The 18,008-nt window shown below is 67.2% G+C and carries 19 protein-coding genes; 15 read left to right on the forward strand and 4 right to left on the reverse strand.

Going from position 1 to position 18,008, the window contains the following annotated elements; all coding sequences use genetic code 11:
- Window positions 1-22: 22 nt before the first annotated feature.
- Both ABZX86_RS35810 and ABZX86_RS35815 read right to left on the reverse strand, forming a co-directional pair.
- On the reverse strand, window positions 23-862 hold the full coding sequence (locus tag ABZX86_RS35810) for an SDR family oxidoreductase (protein ID WP_355130171.1): 840 nt from the start codon (window positions 860-862) through the stop codon (window positions 23-25).
- A complete protein-coding gene (locus ABZX86_RS35815; protein ID WP_355130173.1) occupies window positions 859-2,508 on the reverse strand; it encodes an aldehyde dehydrogenase family protein in 1,650 nt (549 codons plus the stop codon). The genes ABZX86_RS35810 and ABZX86_RS35815 overlap by 4 nt, the downstream gene beginning before the upstream one ends.
- A gap of 174 nt (window positions 2,509-2,682) precedes the next feature.
- Between ABZX86_RS35815 and ABZX86_RS35820 the strand changes: the two genes are divergently transcribed.
- The gene (locus ABZX86_RS35820; RefSeq protein ID WP_355130175.1) at window positions 2,683-3,927 is read left to right on the forward strand and encodes a helix-turn-helix domain-containing protein; all 1,245 of its coding nucleotides are present in this window, start codon (window positions 2,683-2,685) and stop codon (window positions 3,925-3,927) included.
- A 6-nt stretch (window positions 3,928-3,933) separates the two neighbouring features.
- Here the strand turns inward: ABZX86_RS35820 and ABZX86_RS35825 are convergent, their stop codons facing one another.
- Window positions 3,934-4,209: a DUF2277 domain-containing protein gene (locus tag ABZX86_RS35825; RefSeq protein ID WP_355130176.1), complete on the reverse strand. Its 276-nt coding sequence runs from the start codon at window positions 4,207-4,209 to the stop codon at window positions 3,934-3,936.
- A 149-nt stretch (window positions 4,210-4,358) separates the two neighbouring features.
- Here ABZX86_RS35825 and ABZX86_RS35830 point away from each other — a divergent pair, with 149 nt between their 5' ends.
- On the forward strand, window positions 4,359-5,201 hold the full coding sequence (locus ABZX86_RS35830) for a DUF1266 domain-containing protein (protein WP_327143340.1): 843 nt from the start codon (window positions 4,359-4,361) through the stop codon (window positions 5,199-5,201).
- 63 nt (window positions 5,202-5,264) lie between these two features.
- On the opposite strand, the gene ABZX86_RS35835 is transcribed toward ABZX86_RS35830, so the two are convergent.
- On the reverse strand, window positions 5,265-6,194 hold the full coding sequence (locus tag ABZX86_RS35835) for a hypothetical protein (RefSeq protein ID WP_355130179.1): 930 nt from the start codon (window positions 6,192-6,194) through the stop codon (window positions 5,265-5,267).
- A gap of 305 nt (window positions 6,195-6,499) precedes the next feature.
- Here ABZX86_RS35835 and ftsH point away from each other — a divergent pair, with 305 nt between their 5' ends.
- The 13 genes from ftsH to ABZX86_RS35900 all read left to right on the forward strand — a co-directional run bounded on the left by ftsH (window position 6,500) and on the right by ABZX86_RS35900 (window position 17,881).
- Entirely contained in the window at window positions 6,500-8,875 is a 2,376-nt protein-coding gene (gene ftsH / locus ABZX86_RS35840; protein ID WP_327143342.1) for an ATP-dependent zinc metalloprotease FtsH, read from the forward strand.
- Window positions 8,876-9,009: 134 nt separating this feature from the next.
- Entirely contained in the window at window positions 9,010-9,630 is a 621-nt protein-coding gene (gene folE / locus ABZX86_RS35845; protein WP_327143343.1) for a GTP cyclohydrolase I FolE, read from the forward strand.
- 77 nt (window positions 9,631-9,707) lie between these two features.
- A complete protein-coding gene (gene folP / locus ABZX86_RS35850) occupies window positions 9,708-10,604 on the forward strand; it encodes a dihydropteroate synthase (protein ID WP_355130276.1) in 897 nt (298 codons plus the stop codon).
- Window positions 10,601-10,990: a dihydroneopterin aldolase gene (folB, locus tag ABZX86_RS35855; RefSeq protein WP_355130181.1), complete on the forward strand. Its 390-nt coding sequence runs from the start codon at window positions 10,601-10,603 to the stop codon at window positions 10,988-10,990. The genes folP and folB overlap by 4 nt, the downstream gene beginning before the upstream one ends.
- A gap of 2 nt (window positions 10,991-10,992) precedes the next feature.
- Entirely contained in the window at window positions 10,993-11,529 is a 537-nt protein-coding gene (gene folK / locus ABZX86_RS35860; RefSeq protein ID WP_355130183.1) for a 2-amino-4-hydroxy-6-hydroxymethyldihydropteridine diphosphokinase, read from the forward strand.
- Complete coding sequence (locus tag ABZX86_RS35865; RefSeq protein WP_355130185.1) at window positions 11,526-11,996, forward strand: DUF3180 domain-containing protein; 471 nt, start codon at window positions 11,526-11,528, stop codon at window positions 11,994-11,996. Before folK ends, ABZX86_RS35865 begins: the two co-directional genes overlap by 4 nt.
- A 198-nt stretch (window positions 11,997-12,194) precedes the next feature.
- Window positions 12,195-13,322: a DUF6779 domain-containing protein gene (locus tag ABZX86_RS35870; protein WP_355130187.1), complete on the forward strand. Its 1,128-nt coding sequence runs from the start codon at window positions 12,195-12,197 to the stop codon at window positions 13,320-13,322.
- An 81-nt stretch (window positions 13,323-13,403) separates the two neighbouring features.
- Entirely contained in the window at window positions 13,404-14,441 is a 1,038-nt protein-coding gene (locus ABZX86_RS35875; RefSeq protein WP_355130189.1) for a DUF2520 domain-containing protein, read from the forward strand.
- The gene (panC, locus tag ABZX86_RS35880; RefSeq protein ID WP_355130191.1) at window positions 14,441-15,367 is read left to right on the forward strand and encodes a pantoate--beta-alanine ligase; all 927 of its coding nucleotides are present in this window, start codon (window positions 14,441-14,443) and stop codon (window positions 15,365-15,367) included. The genes ABZX86_RS35875 and panC overlap by 1 nt, the downstream gene beginning before the upstream one ends.
- A 12-nt stretch (window positions 15,368-15,379) precedes the next feature.
- A complete protein-coding gene (gene panD, locus ABZX86_RS35885; protein ID WP_297607704.1) occupies window positions 15,380-15,802 on the forward strand; it encodes an aspartate 1-decarboxylase in 423 nt (140 codons plus the stop codon).
- Window positions 15,803-15,821: 19 nt separating this feature from the next.
- Entirely contained in the window at window positions 15,822-16,616 is a 795-nt protein-coding gene (locus tag ABZX86_RS35890; protein WP_355130193.1) for a type III pantothenate kinase, read from the forward strand.
- A 213-nt stretch (window positions 16,617-16,829) separates the two neighbouring features.
- Window positions 16,830-17,453 (forward strand): cysteine dioxygenase family protein, encoded by a 624-nt coding sequence (locus ABZX86_RS35895; RefSeq protein ID WP_355130195.1) that lies wholly within the window; start codon window positions 16,830-16,832, stop codon window positions 17,451-17,453.
- 5 nt (window positions 17,454-17,458) lie between these two features.
- Entirely contained in the window at window positions 17,459-17,881 is a 423-nt protein-coding gene (locus tag ABZX86_RS35900; RefSeq protein ID WP_297607889.1) for a rhodanese-like domain-containing protein, read from the forward strand.
- The last annotated feature ends 127 nt before the right edge of the window (window positions 17,882-18,008 follow it).

Raw genomic sequence — 18,008 nt, forward strand, 5'->3', positions numbered from 1 at the left:
GCCCGATCGTAGTGTGCGAGTGTCAGTTACCGGTCCCGCGCACCCGCGACTCGTACGCCTTGCGGGCATCGGAATCGACATCGTCGAGGAAGGCGCTCTGCGCACCCAGCGCCCGCCCGATGGCATCGCCGACCGACTGCGGCAGCAGCCCGACCACCTGGGAGATGATTCCGGCCACCGCGGTCACCCGCGCCTTGGCCTTCGGCTCCACGATCAGCTTGGCGATCGCGTCCGCGATCTCCTCCGGCTCGGCCGGGCGCAGCAGCTTGGGAGCCGTGACACCCGATCCCAGTTCGGTATTGGTGAGCGTCGGCAGCACCGAGGAGAACTGCAATCCGGTGCCCCGGTACTCCTCCCGCACCGTATCGGTGAAGCCGAGCACCGCGTGCTTGCTCGCGTTGTAGGTGGCCAGACCCGGAATATGGGTCTCACCCGCCAGTGACGCGATATTGATGACATGCCCGCGCCCGCGCGGCAGCATGCGCGTGAGCGCCAGCTTGGAACCGAGAATCACGCCGTACACATTGATATCGAGAATGCGCCGGGTGACCTGATCGGATTCGTCCACCACGCGCCCGGTCGGCATGATCCCGGCATTGTTGATGAGCACATCGATCGGCCCGAGCTGCTTCTCGACCTCGTCGAGGAACGCCTCGAAGGACTGCTGATCGGTGACATCGAGGCGGCCGTACACCTCGAAACCCTGTGCCGCACCGGACTCTTTGACGCTGACCTCGTCGATATCGCCGATGGCGATCTTCGCACCCAGCGCCTGCAGCGCCTTACCGGTGGCCAGGCCGATACCGCGCGCACCGCCGGTGATCACCACGACCTTGCCGGTGATCGAACTGAAGTCGGTCACTTGGTCCCCTTCACGGTGTCGAAAACCGCCTGCACGCTCAACCGGCGCAGCCCGCGCGCACCCGCGGCCCGCATGGCCGCCAGCGAGAACGCCAGCTTGGTCGGCGAATACGGGAACCACAGCAGCTCTTTGGTCTGCGTGGGCAGGATCGGCTTGGTGATGGCCTGCTGGCGGCAGTACTTGCGCACGCCGTTCGCACCACCCCAGCGCGCACCCACCCCGGACAGCCCCCAGCCGCCCATGGGCAGTGCGAAGCTGAACATATTGGAGAACACATCGTTGATGTTCACCGCGCCCGCATTCAGCTGGCGCGCAATGCGTTCCGCGCGATCCTTGTCACCGCTCCACACCGAGGCGGAGAGACCGAAGATCGAATCATTGGCCATACGAATGGCTTCCGCCTCATCGGCGACCTTCATGACCGGAATCGTCGGGCCGAAGGTCTCCTCGGTCATACAGGTCATGGAGTGATCCACATCGGCCAGCACGGTCGGCTCGAACAGCGTGCCCACACCGGTGCGCTTACCGCCGGTGAGCAGCCGCGCACCCTGCTTCACGGCCTCCTCGACATGCCGCTGCACGATATTCGCCTGCGCCTCGTTGGCCAGTGCGCCCATGTCGTACTTGGGTTCCCGGCCGTCGACGCCCTGGCGGACCTCCTTGACGGCGGCGGTCAGCTTCTGCAGGAATTCGTCGTAGACCGGGGCCTCGACGTACACCCGCTCCACCGAGATACACACCTGACCGGCATTGAACAGCCCGCCGAAGGCGATACCGTGCGCGGCCCGATCCAGATCGGCATCGGCCAGCACAATGGCCGGATCCTTACCGCCCAGCTCCAGGCTGTACGGAATCATGCGCTCGGTGCAGGCCGCGGCGATCTTGCGACCGGTCGGCGTGGAGCCGGTGAACTGCACGTAGTCGGCAGTGCCGACCACGGCCGCACCGGTCTCGCCCGCACCGGTGACCACCTCGAGCACCGGCGGCGCGCCGATCTCACGCCAGGCCCGCGCCAGCTCCATCGCCGAAAGCGGTGTCACCTCAGAGGGTTTCAGAATGACGGCCGCGCCCGCCGCCAGCGCCGGGATCACATCGATGACCGGCATGGCCAGCGGGAAGTTCCACGGTGTGATGACACCGACGACCGGATACGGCCGGAACACCCGGGTCAGCGACTTCACCCGGGCCAGCGGGCTGTGCGGTGAAGGATGTTCGTCCGCAAGGAATTTCGCGGCCCGGCGGGCGTAGTAGCCGGTGAGGTCGATGGAGAACGCCGGATCGATGAGGGCGTCGATTCGCGCCTTACCGGTCTCCGACTGCAGTACGTCCGCGAGGTGATCGGTGTTGTCGACGAACCAGTCCTGCAATTTCAGCAGCCACTCCTTGCGGCCGTCGGCCCCGATGGCCTCCCATTCCGGCTGATGCAGGCGCAACTGCGCGACCTTCGCGGCGACCGTCTCGGCCGAATCGATCGGCACCGTGCCCGCGAGCTCACCGGTCGCGGGATTGCGGACCTCGAACTCGGTCGGCGCGGCAGGCTGCGGGGCAGTCGCGACGGCCGGTTTCGGCGCGGTCTTGGTACCGGCGGGCTTACGTGCCGCGGTCTTGCGGACGGTGCCCGTCTCGGCGGGTTCGGTATTGGTCACGATGTGCTCTCCCACGTGCGCTGCATTGCGAACCGGATCGGCTCTGTGAACTGTGCGACAACTCACTGAACTATGATCGTGACACAATTTCCGTGGCACATTCTTGGCCTGGGGAGTCAAGGATTCCGTGCGGTTTTGTACTTTCGGCATAAATTTGGAGGTCCACTCGTGGTTATGGCCGAGACCAGCCCGGTCGTGCGGCAGTGGATCGCCGACTTCGTCGCGGAAACCCTGCGCACCGAAACCCTCGAGCAGGTGATCACCCAGCTCGACAATGTCATCATCGCCCGCATCCCGGAACTGCGCGACCGGGATATGCGCCGCGATCTCGCCGCCAGCACCCGCGCCCACGCCTTCGAAGTGCTGAGCGGGCTCACCCAGGACCGCTTCGACTACCCGGTGCCGGAACAGGCGCACGCCTTCGCCCGCACCATCGCCCGCCGCGGTCACGATGTACGCCTGCTGCTGCGCGTCTACCACGTCGGCCAGGAGGCTCTGCTCGACTATATGACCGATGTCGTCCTCGGACAGGAGCAATTGCCGCAGGACATCGAAAGAGCCGTACTGCTAAGGCTTTTCGACCGCTCCACCCGCTGGATCAGTACTTCGGTGGAAACCCTCACCGATACCTACATGCAGGAGCGGGAGAGCGGACTGCGCGCCGCCCTCAACCAGCGCGCCGAAATCGTGCGCGCCCTGCTCGATGTCGGCGACCTCGATATCGAACTCGCTTCGGCGCGGCTCGGATACCGGCTCGCACAACGGCATCTCGCACTGGTGCTCTGGACCGAGGAACGCCCCGGCCTGGCCCCGCCCGACGGCGTCGACGATGTGGCGGGGCTGCTGGATCGCGTGGCGACCCGGTGCGCGCTCGCGCTGGGCAACGGCAGCGTCCTGGCCGTCCCGTCCGGTGCCTCCGCGCTCTGGGCCTGGATCGGCCTGGACGACGACCTCCCGGACCCCGTACTGGCCGACTGGCCGGTGGACGCGCCCGTCCGGGTGGCAGTCGGAATGCCCGCGGCGAACGTGACCGGATTCCGCGGCAGCCACCGCGAGGCGATCGCGGCCCGGCAGGTCGCCGAACGCGCCCGGCCGGACCTGCCGCGAGTCCTGCACTATCCGGAGATCGAAGTGGCCTACCTGGCCGGAACCGACGAGCCGGCCATGCGGGCGCTCATCGAACGGGAATTGGGCGCGCTCGCGGCGCCCGACGCGCACTCCGCACGCCTGCGCGAAACGCTGCACGCCTATTTGCGCGCGCGGCGCAGTCCGGATGCGGCCGCGAAAATGCTGGGCGTGCACAAGAACACCGTGCGCTACCGCATTCAGCGCATCGAGGAACTCCTCGGGCGCTCGCTCGACCAGCGCGGCCCGCGTCTGGAAATCGCGCTCGACTGCGTGGCCGTCTACGGCGTCTAGCGGGGGTTAACTCGCATCCTCGTCGAGGGCGGCGCTCCGGGCGGCGATCCGGCGCAGCGGCGGCTCGGACGGCGGCGGCGCCTGGCGATCGGGCAACTCCGCCAGCAACTGGGTGGTGGCTGCCGCAATGGCCTCCACCGCCTTGTCGACCGCTGGTTTCGTCGCCGTGGTCAAACCCGAGACGCCACTGACCTTGCGCACGAATTCCTGCGCCGCCGCGTAGATTTCCTGCTCCGTAGCGGCTGGCTCCAGCCCACGCAGGATGGTGATATTTCTACACATGGCCCAGAGAGTAGTGCCGGATTTCATTGTGTGACAGGTGAAGAATCAGGCGGTTGCTCAGGAGTCACACGAAAGCGCATCCGAGACAGCCGCCACACGCTATCGGCGAATACTGGGCCACTCCAAGATCGATGAGACACAATCGAGGTATGCCCGCCCGCGACGTGCCCACGCTGACGACCTTCCCCTACCCGGAGCTCGACCAGCGCGAGGACGACCACTGGTCGGGCGCGCAGGTCTCCGACGACGAATTGCGCGCTCTGGCGCTGGGCGGTTTCTACTCCGCCCGCTGGGACGCCTTCCACGACGCCCTGCTGCTCGGCCCCGAACGCGAACATCCCCTCGGCGACCGCCGCGAACTCGCCATCGATACGCTCACCGGCGCCTGGGGCATCACCGATGGCACCGAGGCCATGGCATCCATGGAGCAACTGCTGGAGGGCATGCACTCGCCGCTCTACTCGCTGGTGCATCCACTCGTCATGGCCGGCATCAACTCCCCTGAACGCGATCGCTTCGGCGAGCGCGCCGACCGGCATCGCGCCTTCCTGCGTCAGGTCGGCTCGTTCCGGGGGATGGAGAATCCGGAAGCCCTGGTCCGCGATTACGACATCTGGTCCCAGGCCATCAAACTCGGCCTCACCGAACATCTGGTCCGCCCGCTGCCCACCGATATCCAAGCCTGGGATCTCGCCCGCGTGGTCGCCGTGAGCCGCATGGCCTATACGGCCGGGTATCTGGAAGCGAATGTCGCCTGGGACTACCTCATGCGCGCCCTGCCGCTCGCCCAGCGCAAATACCGCAACTGGCGGCAATTCGGCGACGCCTACCTCGCCGGCTGGACCTACTGGCAGGCCTGCGAAGACCTCGCCGAACTCAAATCCGGCGGCGTGGACCGCCGCATGGAACTGCTCCGCCTCTGGATGCGCCCGACCAGCCCCTGGCGCCGCATCGAACTGCAGGCGGAGGAAGTGCCGGAGCCGGAGGACTAGACGGCAGCAAACCGACCCGCCATCCCGGCGGGTCGGACAGGCCGAATTCCTTTGGCCCTGAGGTCAATCCGGGAGGGATCGGAGAATTCCGCGGCCGTAGCGCTGGAATTGCGCATCGTCGACCATGGCGAGGGAATGCCGTTCCACCAGCAGTTCCCACTCCGAATAGAGCTTCTGCACACCGGGATCGGCGGGACCGGCCGCCCCGTCCGCGGATTCGCGCTGGATCGCGAAATTCAGCGCACCGGTGACACGTTCGATATCGGCATGATCCGCGGCGGTGAAATGCCAGGTCAGATTGCCGTCATTGACCTCGACGCCGAATTCGCCCGGCACCGCCACCGTGGTGGACGCCTCGTCCGCGGTGCGGGCCCACAGCAGCGCCGCGATGGGTAGCTCGTGCGCGAAACGCTTACTCGCACCGAGCGAGACGAAAATCATCCGGGTGGTGGTGATGGCAAGCAGCCCGGCGCCTTTCGCCGCAGGCGGCTGCGCACTGACGATCGCCGATTCCAGCACGAACTCGTCGGGGGTGACATAGCGGTGCAGGGCGGCGACGGCCGTTTTGGCATCCCGCTTGGGCGTCATGCGCCGCACCGCGCGGTCCACATCGGCGCGGGTCGGGCCGCCGCGACCCCAGGACGGAGTGGGCGGAGTCAGATCGGGAGCGGCCACATCCAGGCGCTGCGTGCCCAGGATCTGATTGTTGATCCGCTGCACGATGACGGTCGCGGCGGGCACATCGTGCTCGGCGATCAGAACGGGAAGCGGCGTCCGGTCGGCCGGGACGCCGGTGAGAACCGGGGTGGGATAGCGGAGATAGATCTCGATCACGACCGCATCATCCGCGCGGCGATTCAACCGCACCTTGAGAAGCTCGGCGACCGGGACGTCGAGTACTCGCTCGCCGTCCGTTCCGGGGCGCAGCACCGTCAGACGCCCGTTGCCGTGCCGCACAATCGCTGTGGGTGTCCGTAGCTCGACTATGTCCATACCCCCTGCGCTCTGTTGTGTCGTCGCTCACGATTGGACGACCATGCCATCATTGTGACCACTCGGTCCGACACCAGGGGGTGATCGATCCGACGTGTTGCCGCAGTTGGTCGGGGAACCACCTGCGTTCTTTAGCCGTTTACCTGTTGAACTGCACTAGCTGGCGAACTGCGCGATGTATCGACTAGACCGTACGCGGTAACGTGGCATGTCCGCATCCGTTCGTCGGAACGGGCGCGCCACGAACGCATCGCAGGCAAACCGGATACACCCCCCGGAAAGGACTGGCCGTCGGCCGACGCTCTATGAACCGCAAGACTGTGTTCCGCAACCTGGCCATAGTCGCGGGCTTCCTGCTCGTGATCTACCTGGTCAGCTACTTCAGCAACGACACGCGCGGCTGGAAGAGCGTCGACACGTCGGTGGCGCTCTCTCAGCTTCAAGATAAGTCCAACGTCGACTCGGTTCAGATCGACGATAAAGAGCAGCAGCTGCGCATCACGCTGAAGAACGGCAATGATGCCACCGGCGGTGACAAGAAGATCATCGCGAAGTATCCCGGCGGCGGTGAGATCTCTCAACAGGTCTTCCAAGCCGCACAGAATTCGGGTGCGAAGGTCAACACTTCCGTCAAACAGGATTCCTGGCTGAGCCAGATTCTCCTGTTCATGCTGCCCATGGTGATTTTGCTGGGCTTGTTCATCTTCGTGATGTCCCGCATGCAGGGCGGTGGCCGCGGCGGCATGATGGGCTTCGGTAAATCGAAGGCCAAACAGCTGTCGAAAGATATGCCCAAGACCACCTTCGGTGATGTCGCGGGTGCCGACGAGGCCGTCGAAGAGCTCTACGAAATCAAGGACTTCCTGCAGCAGCCGGCCCGCTACCAGGCCCTCGGCGCGAAAATCCCGAAGGGCGTGCTGCTGTACGGCCCGCCCGGCACCGGTAAGACCCTGTTGGCCCGCGCGGTCGCGGGTGAGGCCGGTGTCCCGTTCTTCACCATCTCCGGTTCGGACTTCGTCGAGATGTTCGTCGGTGTCGGCGCCTCCCGGGTGCGCGACCTGTTCGAGCAGGCCAAGCAGAACGCCCCCTGCATTATTTTCGTCGACGAGATCGACGCGGTCGGCCGCCAGCGCGGCGCCGGCCTCGGCGGTGGCCACGACGAACGTGAGCAGACGCTGAACCAGCTGCTGGTCGAGATGGACGGCTTCGGTGAGCGCACCGGGGTCATCATCATCGCCGCGACCAACCGGCCCGACATCCTGGACCCGGCGCTGCTGCGTCCGGGCCGCTTCGATCGTCAGATCCCGGTCAGCAATCCGGATCTCGCGGGTCGCCGCGCGATTCTGCGGGTGCACTCGGCCGGTAAGCCGGTCGCGCCCGATGCCGATCTGGACGGTCTGGCCAAGCGCACGGTCGGCATGTCCGGCGCTGATCTGGCGAACGTGCTCAACGAGGCCGCGCTGTTGACGGCCCGCGAGCACGGCACCGTCATCACCGGTGCGTCGCTCGAGGAGTCGGTGGATCGCGTGATCGGCGGCCCGCGCCGCAAATCCCGCATCATCAGCGAGCACGAGAAGAAGATCACCGCGTACCACGAGGCCGGGCATACCCTGGCCGCGTGGGCGATGCCCGATATCGAGCCGGTCTACAAGGTCACCATCCTGGCCCGCGGTCGCACCGGCGGCCACGCCATGACGGTGCCCGAGGACGACAAGGGCCTGATGACGCGCTCGGAGATGATCGCCCGCCTGGTCATGGCCATGGGTGGTCGTGCGGCCGAGGAACTGGTGTTCCACGAGCCGACCACCGGTGCGTCCTCGGATATCGACCAGGCCACCAAGATCGCGAAGGCGATGGTCACCGAGTACGGCATGAGCGCCCGCCTCGGTGCGGTGCGCTACGGCGAGGAGCAGGGCGACCCGTTCCTGGGCCGTTCCATGGGCACCAACTCGAACTATTCGCACGAGGTGGCCCGCGAGATCGACGAGGAGGTGCGCAACCTCATCGAGGCCGCGCACACCGAGGCGTGGGCGGTGCTCAACGATTACCGCGATGAGCTCGATGCCCTCGCCACCGCACTGCTCGAGCGCGAGACCCTGCACCGCAAGGATCTCGAGGTGGTGCTCGCCACCATCGAAAAGCGGCCGCGCATTACCGCTTTCAACGATTTCGGTGGTCGCACCCCCTCGGACCGCCCGCCGGTGAAGACCCCGCGCGAGCTGGCCACCGAACGCGGCGAGCCGTGGCCGGAGGAGCCGGTGCGTCCGGTCGTTCCGGTCGGGCAGCCCGCCAACGGTTATCCGGCGGATCCGAGCTATCCCGCCGCGCAACCGCAGTACGGCGGTTATCCGGCCGCGCCCGCACCGGTGGGTTATCCGCTGCCGCAGCAACCGCGGCACGGTGGCACGCACGGTTCGCGTCCGGATTACGGCGCCCCGGCCGGTTGGTCGGCGCCGGGCTGGCCTCCGCAGGAGGACGACCCGCAGGCGCAGCAGGGTGGCGGTGCGCAGCAGCCACGGCAGGCGTACGGCGGCTGGGCTCCGGCCGGCGGGCAGCGGTATCAGCCCGGGCAGCCGGGGTACTCGCAGCCGGGATACGGCCAGCCGGAATACCCGTCCGGGCAGCAGCCTGCTGCCGAGGACGAGAACAGCGAATGGGACGGACCGAACGGGCGTCGCTGATCGCGGCCCCGATACGATCCACAGGTTCGGGTCAGGCCCGTTTGCGGGCGGAATGTAATCCGCCCGCAAACGGGTTGTACAGCCGCGAACACGCCGCGCTCGCAGGTGCGGCAATTCAATACAGGAGGTGTCGATTGTCGGCCAACAGCCGTGTCGTCTCCGGCCCGATCGCACTCGATACCGGCCGGCCGTTCGATCAGGCGCGGGCAGAGGCTGCCGTTCGCGAACTGCTGATCGCGGTGGGCGAGAATCCGGATCGGCCCGGATTGGCGGAGACCCCCGCGCGCGTCGCGCGGGCCTACAGCGAGATGTTCGCCGGTCTCTACACCGAACCGGACTCGGTGCTCAACACCACGTTCGACGAGGGGCATCAGGAACTGGTGCTGGTGCGCGACATCCCTATGTTCTCCACGTGTGAGCACCATCTGGTGGCCTTCCACGGGGTGGCGCACGTCGGCTACATCCCGGGTGCGCACGGCCGGGTGACCGGCCTGTCCAAGCTGGCCCGCCTGGTGGATCTCTACGCCAAGCGGCCCCAGGTGCAGGAGCGGCTCACCAGTCAGGTCGCCGATGCCATCATGCGCAAGCTGGATCCGCGCGGCGCGATCGTCGTGATCGAGGCCGAGCATCTGTGCATGGCCATGCGCGGTATTCGCAAGCCGGGCGCCAGCACCACCACCTCGGCGGTGCGCGGCCTGCTGCAGACCAATGCGTCCTCGCGCTCCGAGGCCCTGGACCTCATTCTGCGGAAGTGAGCGCTCCCACCATGACCGAAAGCGGTTCGCGCGGGGCACAACTGGTTGTTCCCCGTGGCGGCCGCTCCTGTGTCGTGATGGGTGTCGTGAACGTCACCGCGGATTCGTTCTCCGACGGCGGCCGCTACCTGGATGTGGGTGCGGCCGTCGCGCACGGCCGGCGGCTCTACGACATGGGCGCGGACATCATCGATGTCGGCGGTGAATCCACCCGGCCCGGCGCCACCCGCGTCGATCCGGACACCGAGGCCGGTCGTGTGACTCCGGTGATTCGCGAACTGGTTTCGCTCGGGGTGCCCACCAGTGTGGACACCATGCGCGCCCGGGTGGCCGAGGCGGCCGTCGAGGCCGGGGCATCCGTGGTGAACGACGTCTCCGGTGGCCGCGCCGATGCCGATATGGCGAAAGTTGTTGCCGCGGCCGGTGTTCCGTGGATTCTCATGCACTGGCGGGCGGGGGCGAACTATCACCACACGGGCGCCGCCGACCACTACGACAATGTGGTCGCCGAGGTGCTCGCGGAATTGCGCGCCCAGGTCGATCTGGCCGTCGCGGCCGGGGTCGATCCGGGCAGGCTGGTGCTGGATCCGGGCCTGGGTTTCGCCAAGAACGCCGGCCACAATTGGGAATTGCTCGGTGCGCTACCGCAATTCGTGGCGACCGGCCTGCCGATCCTGATCGGCGCCTCACGCAAACGCTTCCTGGGATCGCTGCTGGCCGATGCCGATACGCCGCGTCCGCCCGACGGCCGGGAGGTCGCCACCGCCACTATTTCCGCCCTGACCGCCGAGCACGGCGGCTGGGGCGTGCGGGTGCACGATGTGCGCGCCTCGCTGGATGCGATCGCGGTCAACGATGCCTGGCGCAATGCGGCCCGGCGGGCGGCGGCGCGCACTCCGGTGGACAGATGGACATGGACGAATCCCCGCTCCGCGTCCGGCGGGCCGGGAAGTGCACAGGGAGAACAGCTTTGAGCACAGACCGGATCGAACTGCGCGGCTTGCGCGTCTTCGGCCACCATGGCGTCTTCGACTTCGAGAAGCGGGACGGCCAGGAGTTCCTGGTGGACGTGACGCTCTGGACGGACTTCACGGCCGCCGTGAAATCCGACGACGTCGCCGATACCGTGCACTACGGCGAGCTGGCCGATCAGGTGGTGCGGATCGTCTCGGGCGAACCGCGGGACCTGATCGAGGCGGTGGTGTCCGAGATCGCCGACGAGGTGATGAACGACCCGCGAATTCAGGCTGTGGAAGTGGTGCTGCACAAGCCTTCCGCACCGATTCCGCATACCTTCGAGGATGTCCGGGTGGTCACGTCCCGTCGCCGGACGGGGCTCGAGCAAAGCGTGGAGGAGTAGCGGTGAGCCGGGTAGTCCTGTCGATCGGATCGAACCTCGGTGATCGGCTCGCGCATCTGCGCAGCGTGATCGAGGCGCTGCGGCCGCGGCTGCTCGCGGTGTCCTCGGTGTATTCGACGCCGCCGTGGGGCGGGGTGCCGCAGCAGGACTATCTGAATGCCGTGCTGATCGCGGAGGATCCGAATCTGGAGCCCAGTGATTGGCTGCGGGTCGGCCAGGAGCTGGAGCAGGCCGCCGAGCGGGTGCGTGAAGTCCGCTGGGGTGCGCGCACTCTCGATGTGGATATCGTCTGGGCCGCACAGCACCGCCGCGACGGAGAGGTGCCCTGCCGCAGCACCGACCCGACCCTCACGCTGCCGCACCCGCAGGCGCAGCATCGCGCCTTCGTGCTGGTGCCGTGGCTGGAGGTGGAGCCGGAGGCCGCGCTGGAGGTGACCGCCGGTGTCCCGCAATTGCTGCGCGAACTGCTCGCCGCACTCGATGCCGCCGAGGTCGACGGGGTGCGCCGCACCGAGCACACGCTGGGCTGGCCCGCGTGAAGCCGACTCGCATTCTGGATCTGTGTGCGAATGTGGCGCTGGCGGCTGTGGTCGCCTGGATCGCGACCAATGTGGCGTATTCGAGTTTTCCGCCCATCTCGGTGTTCTCGGGGGCGTCGCTGCTGCCGGTGGCCGTGCTGGAGGTGGTGCTGGCGTTCGTGATTCGGTCCCGGGTGGAGAACCGGGGGATCGGGCCGGGGCCGGGGCAGTTGCATCCGATCACGGCGGCGCGGGCGGTGGCGCTGGCGAAGGCCTCGGTACAGGTGGGTTCGCTGGTGGGCGGTATCTGGCTGGGTTTCCTGATCTGGCTGCTGCCGCAGCGGCCGGAAATGCGGGCCGCGGCCTCGGACACGCCCGGTGCGGTCGTCGGTCTGATCGCGGGTCTGGTGCTGGTCGCGGCGGCGCTGTGGCTGGAATATTGCTGTCGAGCGCCGATCGATCCGCCCGATGAAGCAGCTACCTCATAGTTAACATATTGCCGAGGATGATCGGCAAGGTTGAAGCCGTACCGACTAGTTCAAGCTATGTTGGTGGACATGGTTTCACCCTCCCGGAGCAGCTCTTCCCGTCGACGACGGGAGGACGCGGGAAAATTCTTCACCGGCGTTCTGCTTCTTCTCGGTCTGGTTGCCAGTGTTTTCCTGGTCTTCAGCGACAACGTCCACATGATCCGTGTGGGCCTGGTTGCGGCGCTCTGGGCGGCCGCTATCGGAGCCCTCGCCGCGACCCGTTATCGCAGGGAGTCGGCCACGGACAAGGCAAAAGTGGGTGACCTCCAGAAGGTCTACCAACTCCAGCTGGAACGTGAGGTTGCTGCGCGCCGCGAGTACGAGCTCGGCGTCGAAACCCGGGTCCGCCGCGAAGTGGGCGCGGACTCGGAGGAGATGGCCGCGCTGCGCGTCGAATTGACCGTATTGCGCGAGAGCCTGCAGCGACTCTTCGACGGCGACCTGCCCTACGAGCGGCCCGCCCTGCGTGCGGATGCCGTCCGGGTCCAGGAATTGCCCAGTGCGGACAATAAGATTCCCGGTCCGTCGGCGAACGGTAACTGGGAGAACACCCGCGACTGGGATCCGTGGTCGACGCCCGCAGATCCGGTGGAGCAGGACCCGCGCAGCCGCATCACCCCGGTCTTCGACGCCGATCATCCCGAGCCCCCGGCCTTCGCCAGCCCCTTCGACGATCCGGTGACTGCGGAGACCTCCATCGTCACTCCGGAGGCGCTGGAGCGCATGCGCATCCCGCATCACCCGGCCGACCGCACCCGCGATTACGAACCCCCGCACGACTTCGAGCACCTGCGGCCCTTCGAGGACGACCTCGCCGGCGCCGCGGCGAAAGCCGAAGCCGAGCAGGACGATTCGCGGGAGGACACCGACGCCGCCCGCACGGCCGCCGATGCGCTGCGCGCCGGTTCCGGTGGGCAGCGTCCGGACAATGCGAGCGCGGCCACGGAAAAGCGGACCGAACCGCTCACCACCCTGGGTCAGCCGGCGCAGGTCGCGTGGTTCGAGACCGATCTCGGCGCCGGTGGCAGTGCCCCGGTGCCGCCGACCGGACCGCCGGCGAATGCCGCCGCGCAGTCGGCCGCGGCCGCTGAACCGCAGCCCGCGGCCGCCGAATCCCAGCCCGCGCCCGCCCGATTGGCGCAGCCCACACCGCCCGCGGCGCCCATCGGCACCGCGAGCGCGCGGCGCCGCCGCCGTTCCGACGACGATGCGGGCAGTGATGCCACGCGCCGCCTGTCGGTCGCGGAGATCATGGCCAATCTGCGTTCCGAGGGTGATCGGTAGGGGTGTTGTAAGACATCCCACACACGGTGGCCCCGGCGTATCGGGGCCGATATTCTCGGGCCGTAACGTCCGGTACCCGCCATGCGGGACTGGAACGACTTCGAGAGGACAAGGGTGACCTCGGACAAGGATGTCTGCGGAACCGATCTTGCGCCTGCACGGTTGACGGTGGGAATCGTCTCGGCGGGACGCGTCGGCTCCGTCCTGGGTGCGGCGCTCGAGCGCGCCGGTCATGTGGTTTTCGGCGTTTCCGCTATTTCGGACGCGTCGATTCGCCGTGCCGAGACCCGGCTACCGGACTCCCGGATCCTGCTCGCCGAGGAGGTGGCCGCGCGCAGCGAACTGCTGCTGCTGGCGGTGCCGGACAGTGAATTGGCCGGTCTGGTGGCGGGTTTGGCGGCTGCGCGGGCGGTGCGGCCGGGCACCATCGTGGTGCACACCTCGGGTGCGAACGGCGTCGGAATTCTCGCGCCGCTCACCGCCTTGGGGACGCTGCCGCTGGCGATTCATCCGGCCATGACGTTCACCGGGCATGACGAGGATGCGGCGCGCCTGGCCAACGCCTGCTTCGGCGTCACCGCCGCGGATGACATCGGCTATGCCATCGCACAGGCGCTGGTGATCGAGATGGGCGGCGAGCCGGTGCGGGTCTCGGAGGAGAACCGCACGCTCTATCACGCGGCGCTGGCGCATGGCAGCAACCATCTGGTGACCCTCGTGGTGGATGCTGTCGAGGCGCTGCGTGCCGCTCTGGCGGGCCCCGGCCTGCTCGGTCAGCAGGTGATCGACGATCAGCCCAACGGGCTTGCCGAAAGAATGCTGGCCCCGCTCGCCTCGGCGGCGCTGGACAATGCGCTGCGGCGTGGTCCGGCCGCGCTGACCGGTCCGGTGGCGCGCGGCGATGTGCCCGCGGTGGCGGCGCATCTGACGGCGCTGGAATCCCTGGATCCCCGGCTGGCAGCGGGCTATCGCGCCCTGTCATTGCGTTCGGCGGAACGCGCGCGCAGCAATCCCGCCCTTTTCGATCTGCTGGAAGGACCTCGGCTGGGCGGTCAAGCCCGGAGGCGGCAGCGCAGCGTAACCACGGAGGGCTCCGAGCAGCCGAAGGAAGGTAACTGATGGACCCGAAACTGCGTGGTACTTATAAGCGCGGCGAGCTGACCGTGCTGCACGATCCGGCGGTGGTCACCTCGGTTGCCAAGGCCTTGCGGTCGGTGGGGCGTACGGTCGCGCTCGTCCCGACCATGGGCGCACTGCACGAGGGGCACCTGGAGCTGGTGCGGCGGGCCAAGCGCACCAATCAGGTTGTCATTGTGTCGATCTTCGTGAATCCCCTGCAATTCGGGGCGGGCGAGGATCTGGACAAGTACCCGCGCACGCTGGACGCCGATGTGGAGCTGCTGCGCGCCGAGGGTGTGGAGCTGGTCTTCGCGCCGAGCGCCGCCGAGATGTACCCGGAGGGCCCGCGCACCACGGTGCACCCGGGCCCGATCGGTGACGAGCTCGAGGGCGCGGTCCGCCCCGGTCATTTCGCGGGCATGCTGACCGTGGTGGCCAAGCTGTTCCAGATCTGCCGTCCGGTCGAGGCGTTCTTCGGTGAGAAGGACTATCAGCAGCTGGCGCTCATCCGGCAGATGGTGCGGGACCTGAACTTCGATCTGAAGATCGTCGCGGTGCCGACCGTGCGCGAGCGGGACGGCCTGGCGCTGTCCTCGCGCAATCGCTTCCTGGATCCGGTGCAGCGCGAGCTGGCCACCACCCTGTCGGCGGCGCTGGCCGCCGGCCGTCATGCCGCCGGGCTGGGCCCGGAAGCCGTTCTGACGGCGGCGAATTCGGTGCTCGCGGCCGCACCGGACATCGATCTCGACTACCTGGAGCTGCGTGGCTCCGACCTGGGCGCGGTACAGGCCAGCGGCAATGCGCGCCTGCTGGTCGCGGCCCGGATCGGCAGTACCCGCCTGATCGACAATCTGCCCGTCACCCTCGGTACGCCGATCGACGGCAATCCGACCACACCCGAACAGCCCGCTGCGGCAACCCGTTAGGAGGCAACGCCGATGTTGCGCACCATGATGAAGTCCAAGATCCACCGCGCCACGGTGACCCACGCCGACCTGCACTATGTCGGATCGGTGACGGTCGACCAGGATCTGCTGGACGCCGCCGATCTGCTGGAGGGCGAGCAGGTCTGCATTGTCGACATCACCAACGGCGCCCGCCTGGAGACCTACATCATCGCGGGGGAGCGCGGTAGTGGTGTCATCGGAATCAACGGCGCCGCAGCGCATCTCGTCAATCCGGGCGATCTGGTGATCCTCATCGCCTACGCCATGATGGACGAGGCCGAACTGCAGGCGTACGCGCCGCGCGTGGTGTTCGTCGACGACCGCAACCGGCAGGTGGAACTGGGCAGCGATCCGGCGCACGCGCCGGAGGGCTCGGATCTCATCTCGCCGCGTTCCCTGACCTTCGCGAACTGACGGAGGGCCGGGCACACCCATGCTGCTGACCATCGATGTCCGCAATACCAGTATCGAGCTGGGGCTGTTCTCCGGCAGCGGTGAGCACTCGAAGCTGGTGCGGCACTGGCGGACCCACACCAACCCCCTGCTGACGGCCGATGAATTCGCGCTGCAGGTGCGGGGTCTGATCGGCGCGGACGCCGATCAGGTGGTGGGCGTTTCGGCGCTGTCCACGGTGCCGCCGGTACTGCGCGAGCTACGCGAGATGCTGGGCCGCTATTGGGAGCACGTGCCGCACATTGTGGTGGAACCCGGTGTGCGCACCGGTATTCCGCTGCTGGTGGACAATCCCAAGGAGGTGGGCGCGGATCGCATTGTGAATTGTCTTGCCGCCTATCACCGTTTCCAGCGCCCGGCGATCGTGGTGGATTTCGGTACCGCCATCTGTGTGGATCTGGTGTCGGCCAAGGGTGAGTTCCTCGGCGGCATCATTGCCCCCGGTGTGGAGATTTCCACCGAGGCGCTGGTGGAACGCAGCGCCCTGCGCCGCGCCGAGTTGGCCCGCCCGCGGTCGGTGGTGGGCAAGAACAGCATGGAGTGCATGCAGTCCGGCGCGGTTTTCGGTTTCGCCGGCATGGTCGACGGTCTCATCGACCGCATTCGCGATGAATTCGATATTTTCTCCGGAAGTGATCATGCGGTAGTCGCGACGGGTGCGACGGCGCCGTTGATCGTCCCGGAGTCGGAGACCATCGACCACCACGAACCGCATCTGACGCTCGAGGGTCTGCGCCTGGTCTACGAGCGCAACCAGCAGCGCCGGCTGCGCTGAGGCGGGGTGGGCGGAAAGAATGCAGACCTCATGGTTTGTGACGCAGTCCTCTGCGGCGGGTGCTATTGCTCCGCGGCGATGGCCTGCTAAGCTCGCCCACGTGTATTCCCGTGTGAGCACCCAGGAGTGTTGTCGAGGCTGATTCGCCTCGGCTTTGTCGAGGTTGCGTTTTCAAGCCCTCGACCGTAAAACACACTTCTTGGAGTTTCGCCCATGCGATCTTCTTTGCTTCCGATCCCTGTCGCCGATTCGGCGTCCACCCTCGCTCGTACTTCGCGGCTGCTGCCCGAGGTGACCGAGCGGGCTACCGCTTCCGCGCTGCCCACCCGGCTCCGTCCCGCTGACCTGCTGCGTCTCACCGATGAGGGCGCCGAGGACACGCTGGCCGGCCGCTACGATCATCTCCTTCCCGCCGATGGCCTCTGGCCCGTCGAAAAGCGCTGGGCGGTAAGGCTTCTCGCCGACGACGAGGTCGATCTGTGGTTGATCAGCTGGGTGCCGGACGCACGCACCGAATTGCACGATCACGCCGGTTCACTGGGTGCGCTGACCGTGCTCTCCGGCGCGCTGTCGGAATTCCGCTGGAATGGAACGGAACTGCGCCGCCGCACTTTGACGGCCGGTGACCAGGCGTCCTTCCCGCTGGGCTGGGTGCACGATGTGGTGCGTGCCCCGGAGGCGGAGGCCGGAATCTCCGGTCCGCTGGATCCGACATTGAGCGTGCATGCCTATTCGCCGCCGCTGACGGCCATGTCCTATTACGAGGTCACCGGTCACGGCACCCTGCGGCGCACTCGTTCCGTCCTCACCGACCAGCCCGAAGGCGAACTCGAATGACCCACTTGACGATCGACGGCATGCTCGCCGAGGCGCGCGAGCGGCTGCGACGGCTGTATCCGGTGGAAATACCCCAGGCCATTGCCCGCGGCGCGCTGCTGGTGGATATTCGCCCGCAGGCGCAGCGATTGCGGGAGGGCACCCTGCCGGGCGCCTTGGTGATCGAGCGAAATGTCCTGGAATGGCGGCTGGATCCGACCAGTTCGGCGCGTTTGGCGCTGGCCGACGACCACGATCGGGAGTGGATAATCGTCTGCTCCGAGGGTTATACGTCCAGTTTGGCTGCCTCCTCGCTGCAGCAGTTGGGACTGCGCCGCGCCACCGATCTGGTGGGTGGATATCAGGCATTGAAAGCGGCCGGACTGCTCATGGTCGCGGCCACCGCACCGCACTTCGAGCGTGAGGTCGCGACACTCGCCTGGCTCTGATTGCGGTTTGCCCGGGTGTGGGAAGAAAAGGGTTTCCGCCGCAAGATAGGCTAGAGCCCCGTGAGCACCCCCACCCCCTCTTCTCCCGTTGGCACCACGTCATCCGCAGGTCAAAAGCGCACTGCGG

This window comes from Nocardia sp. NPDC006630 (assembly GCF_040611495.1).
Classification (GTDB): domain Bacteria; phylum Actinomycetota; class Actinomycetes; order Mycobacteriales; family Mycobacteriaceae; genus Nocardia.

What these genes read in the sequence shown, in the direction of transcription:
- ABZX86_RS35820 (WP_355130175.1), top strand. Translation starts at nt 2,683, where the DNA reads ATGGCCGAGACCAGCCCGGTCGTGCGGCAGTGGATCGCCGACTTCGTC.
- ABZX86_RS35825 (WP_355130176.1), bottom strand. Translation starts at nt 4,209, where the DNA reads ATGTGTAGAAATATCACCATCCTGCGTGGGCTGGAGCCAGCCGCTACG.
- ABZX86_RS35830 (WP_327143340.1), top strand. Translation starts at nt 4,359, where the DNA reads ATGCCCGCCCGCGACGTGCCCACGCTGACGACCTTCCCCTACCCGGAG.
- ABZX86_RS35835 (WP_355130179.1), bottom strand. Translation starts at nt 6,194, where the DNA reads ATGGACATAGTCGAGCTACGGACACCCACAGCGATTGTGCGGCACGGC.
- ftsH (WP_327143342.1), top strand. Translation starts at nt 6,500, where the DNA reads ATGAACCGCAAGACTGTGTTCCGCAACCTGGCCATAGTCGCGGGCTTC.
- folP (WP_355130276.1), top strand. Translation starts at nt 9,708, where the DNA reads ATGGGTGTCGTGAACGTCACCGCGGATTCGTTCTCCGACGGCGGCCGC.
- ABZX86_RS35870 (WP_355130187.1), top strand. Translation starts at nt 12,195, where the DNA reads ATGATCCGTGTGGGCCTGGTTGCGGCGCTCTGGGCGGCCGCTATCGGA.
- ABZX86_RS35875 (WP_355130189.1), top strand. Translation starts at nt 13,404, where the DNA reads ATGCGGGACTGGAACGACTTCGAGAGGACAAGGGTGACCTCGGACAAG.
- panC (WP_355130191.1), top strand. Translation starts at nt 14,441, where the DNA reads ATGGACCCGAAACTGCGTGGTACTTATAAGCGCGGCGAGCTGACCGTG.
- panD (WP_297607704.1), top strand. Translation starts at nt 15,380, where the DNA reads ATGTTGCGCACCATGATGAAGTCCAAGATCCACCGCGCCACGGTGACC.
- ABZX86_RS35890 (WP_355130193.1), top strand. Translation starts at nt 15,822, where the DNA reads ATGCTGCTGACCATCGATGTCCGCAATACCAGTATCGAGCTGGGGCTG.
- ABZX86_RS35895 (WP_355130195.1), top strand. Translation starts at nt 16,830, where the DNA reads ATGCGATCTTCTTTGCTTCCGATCCCTGTCGCCGATTCGGCGTCCACC.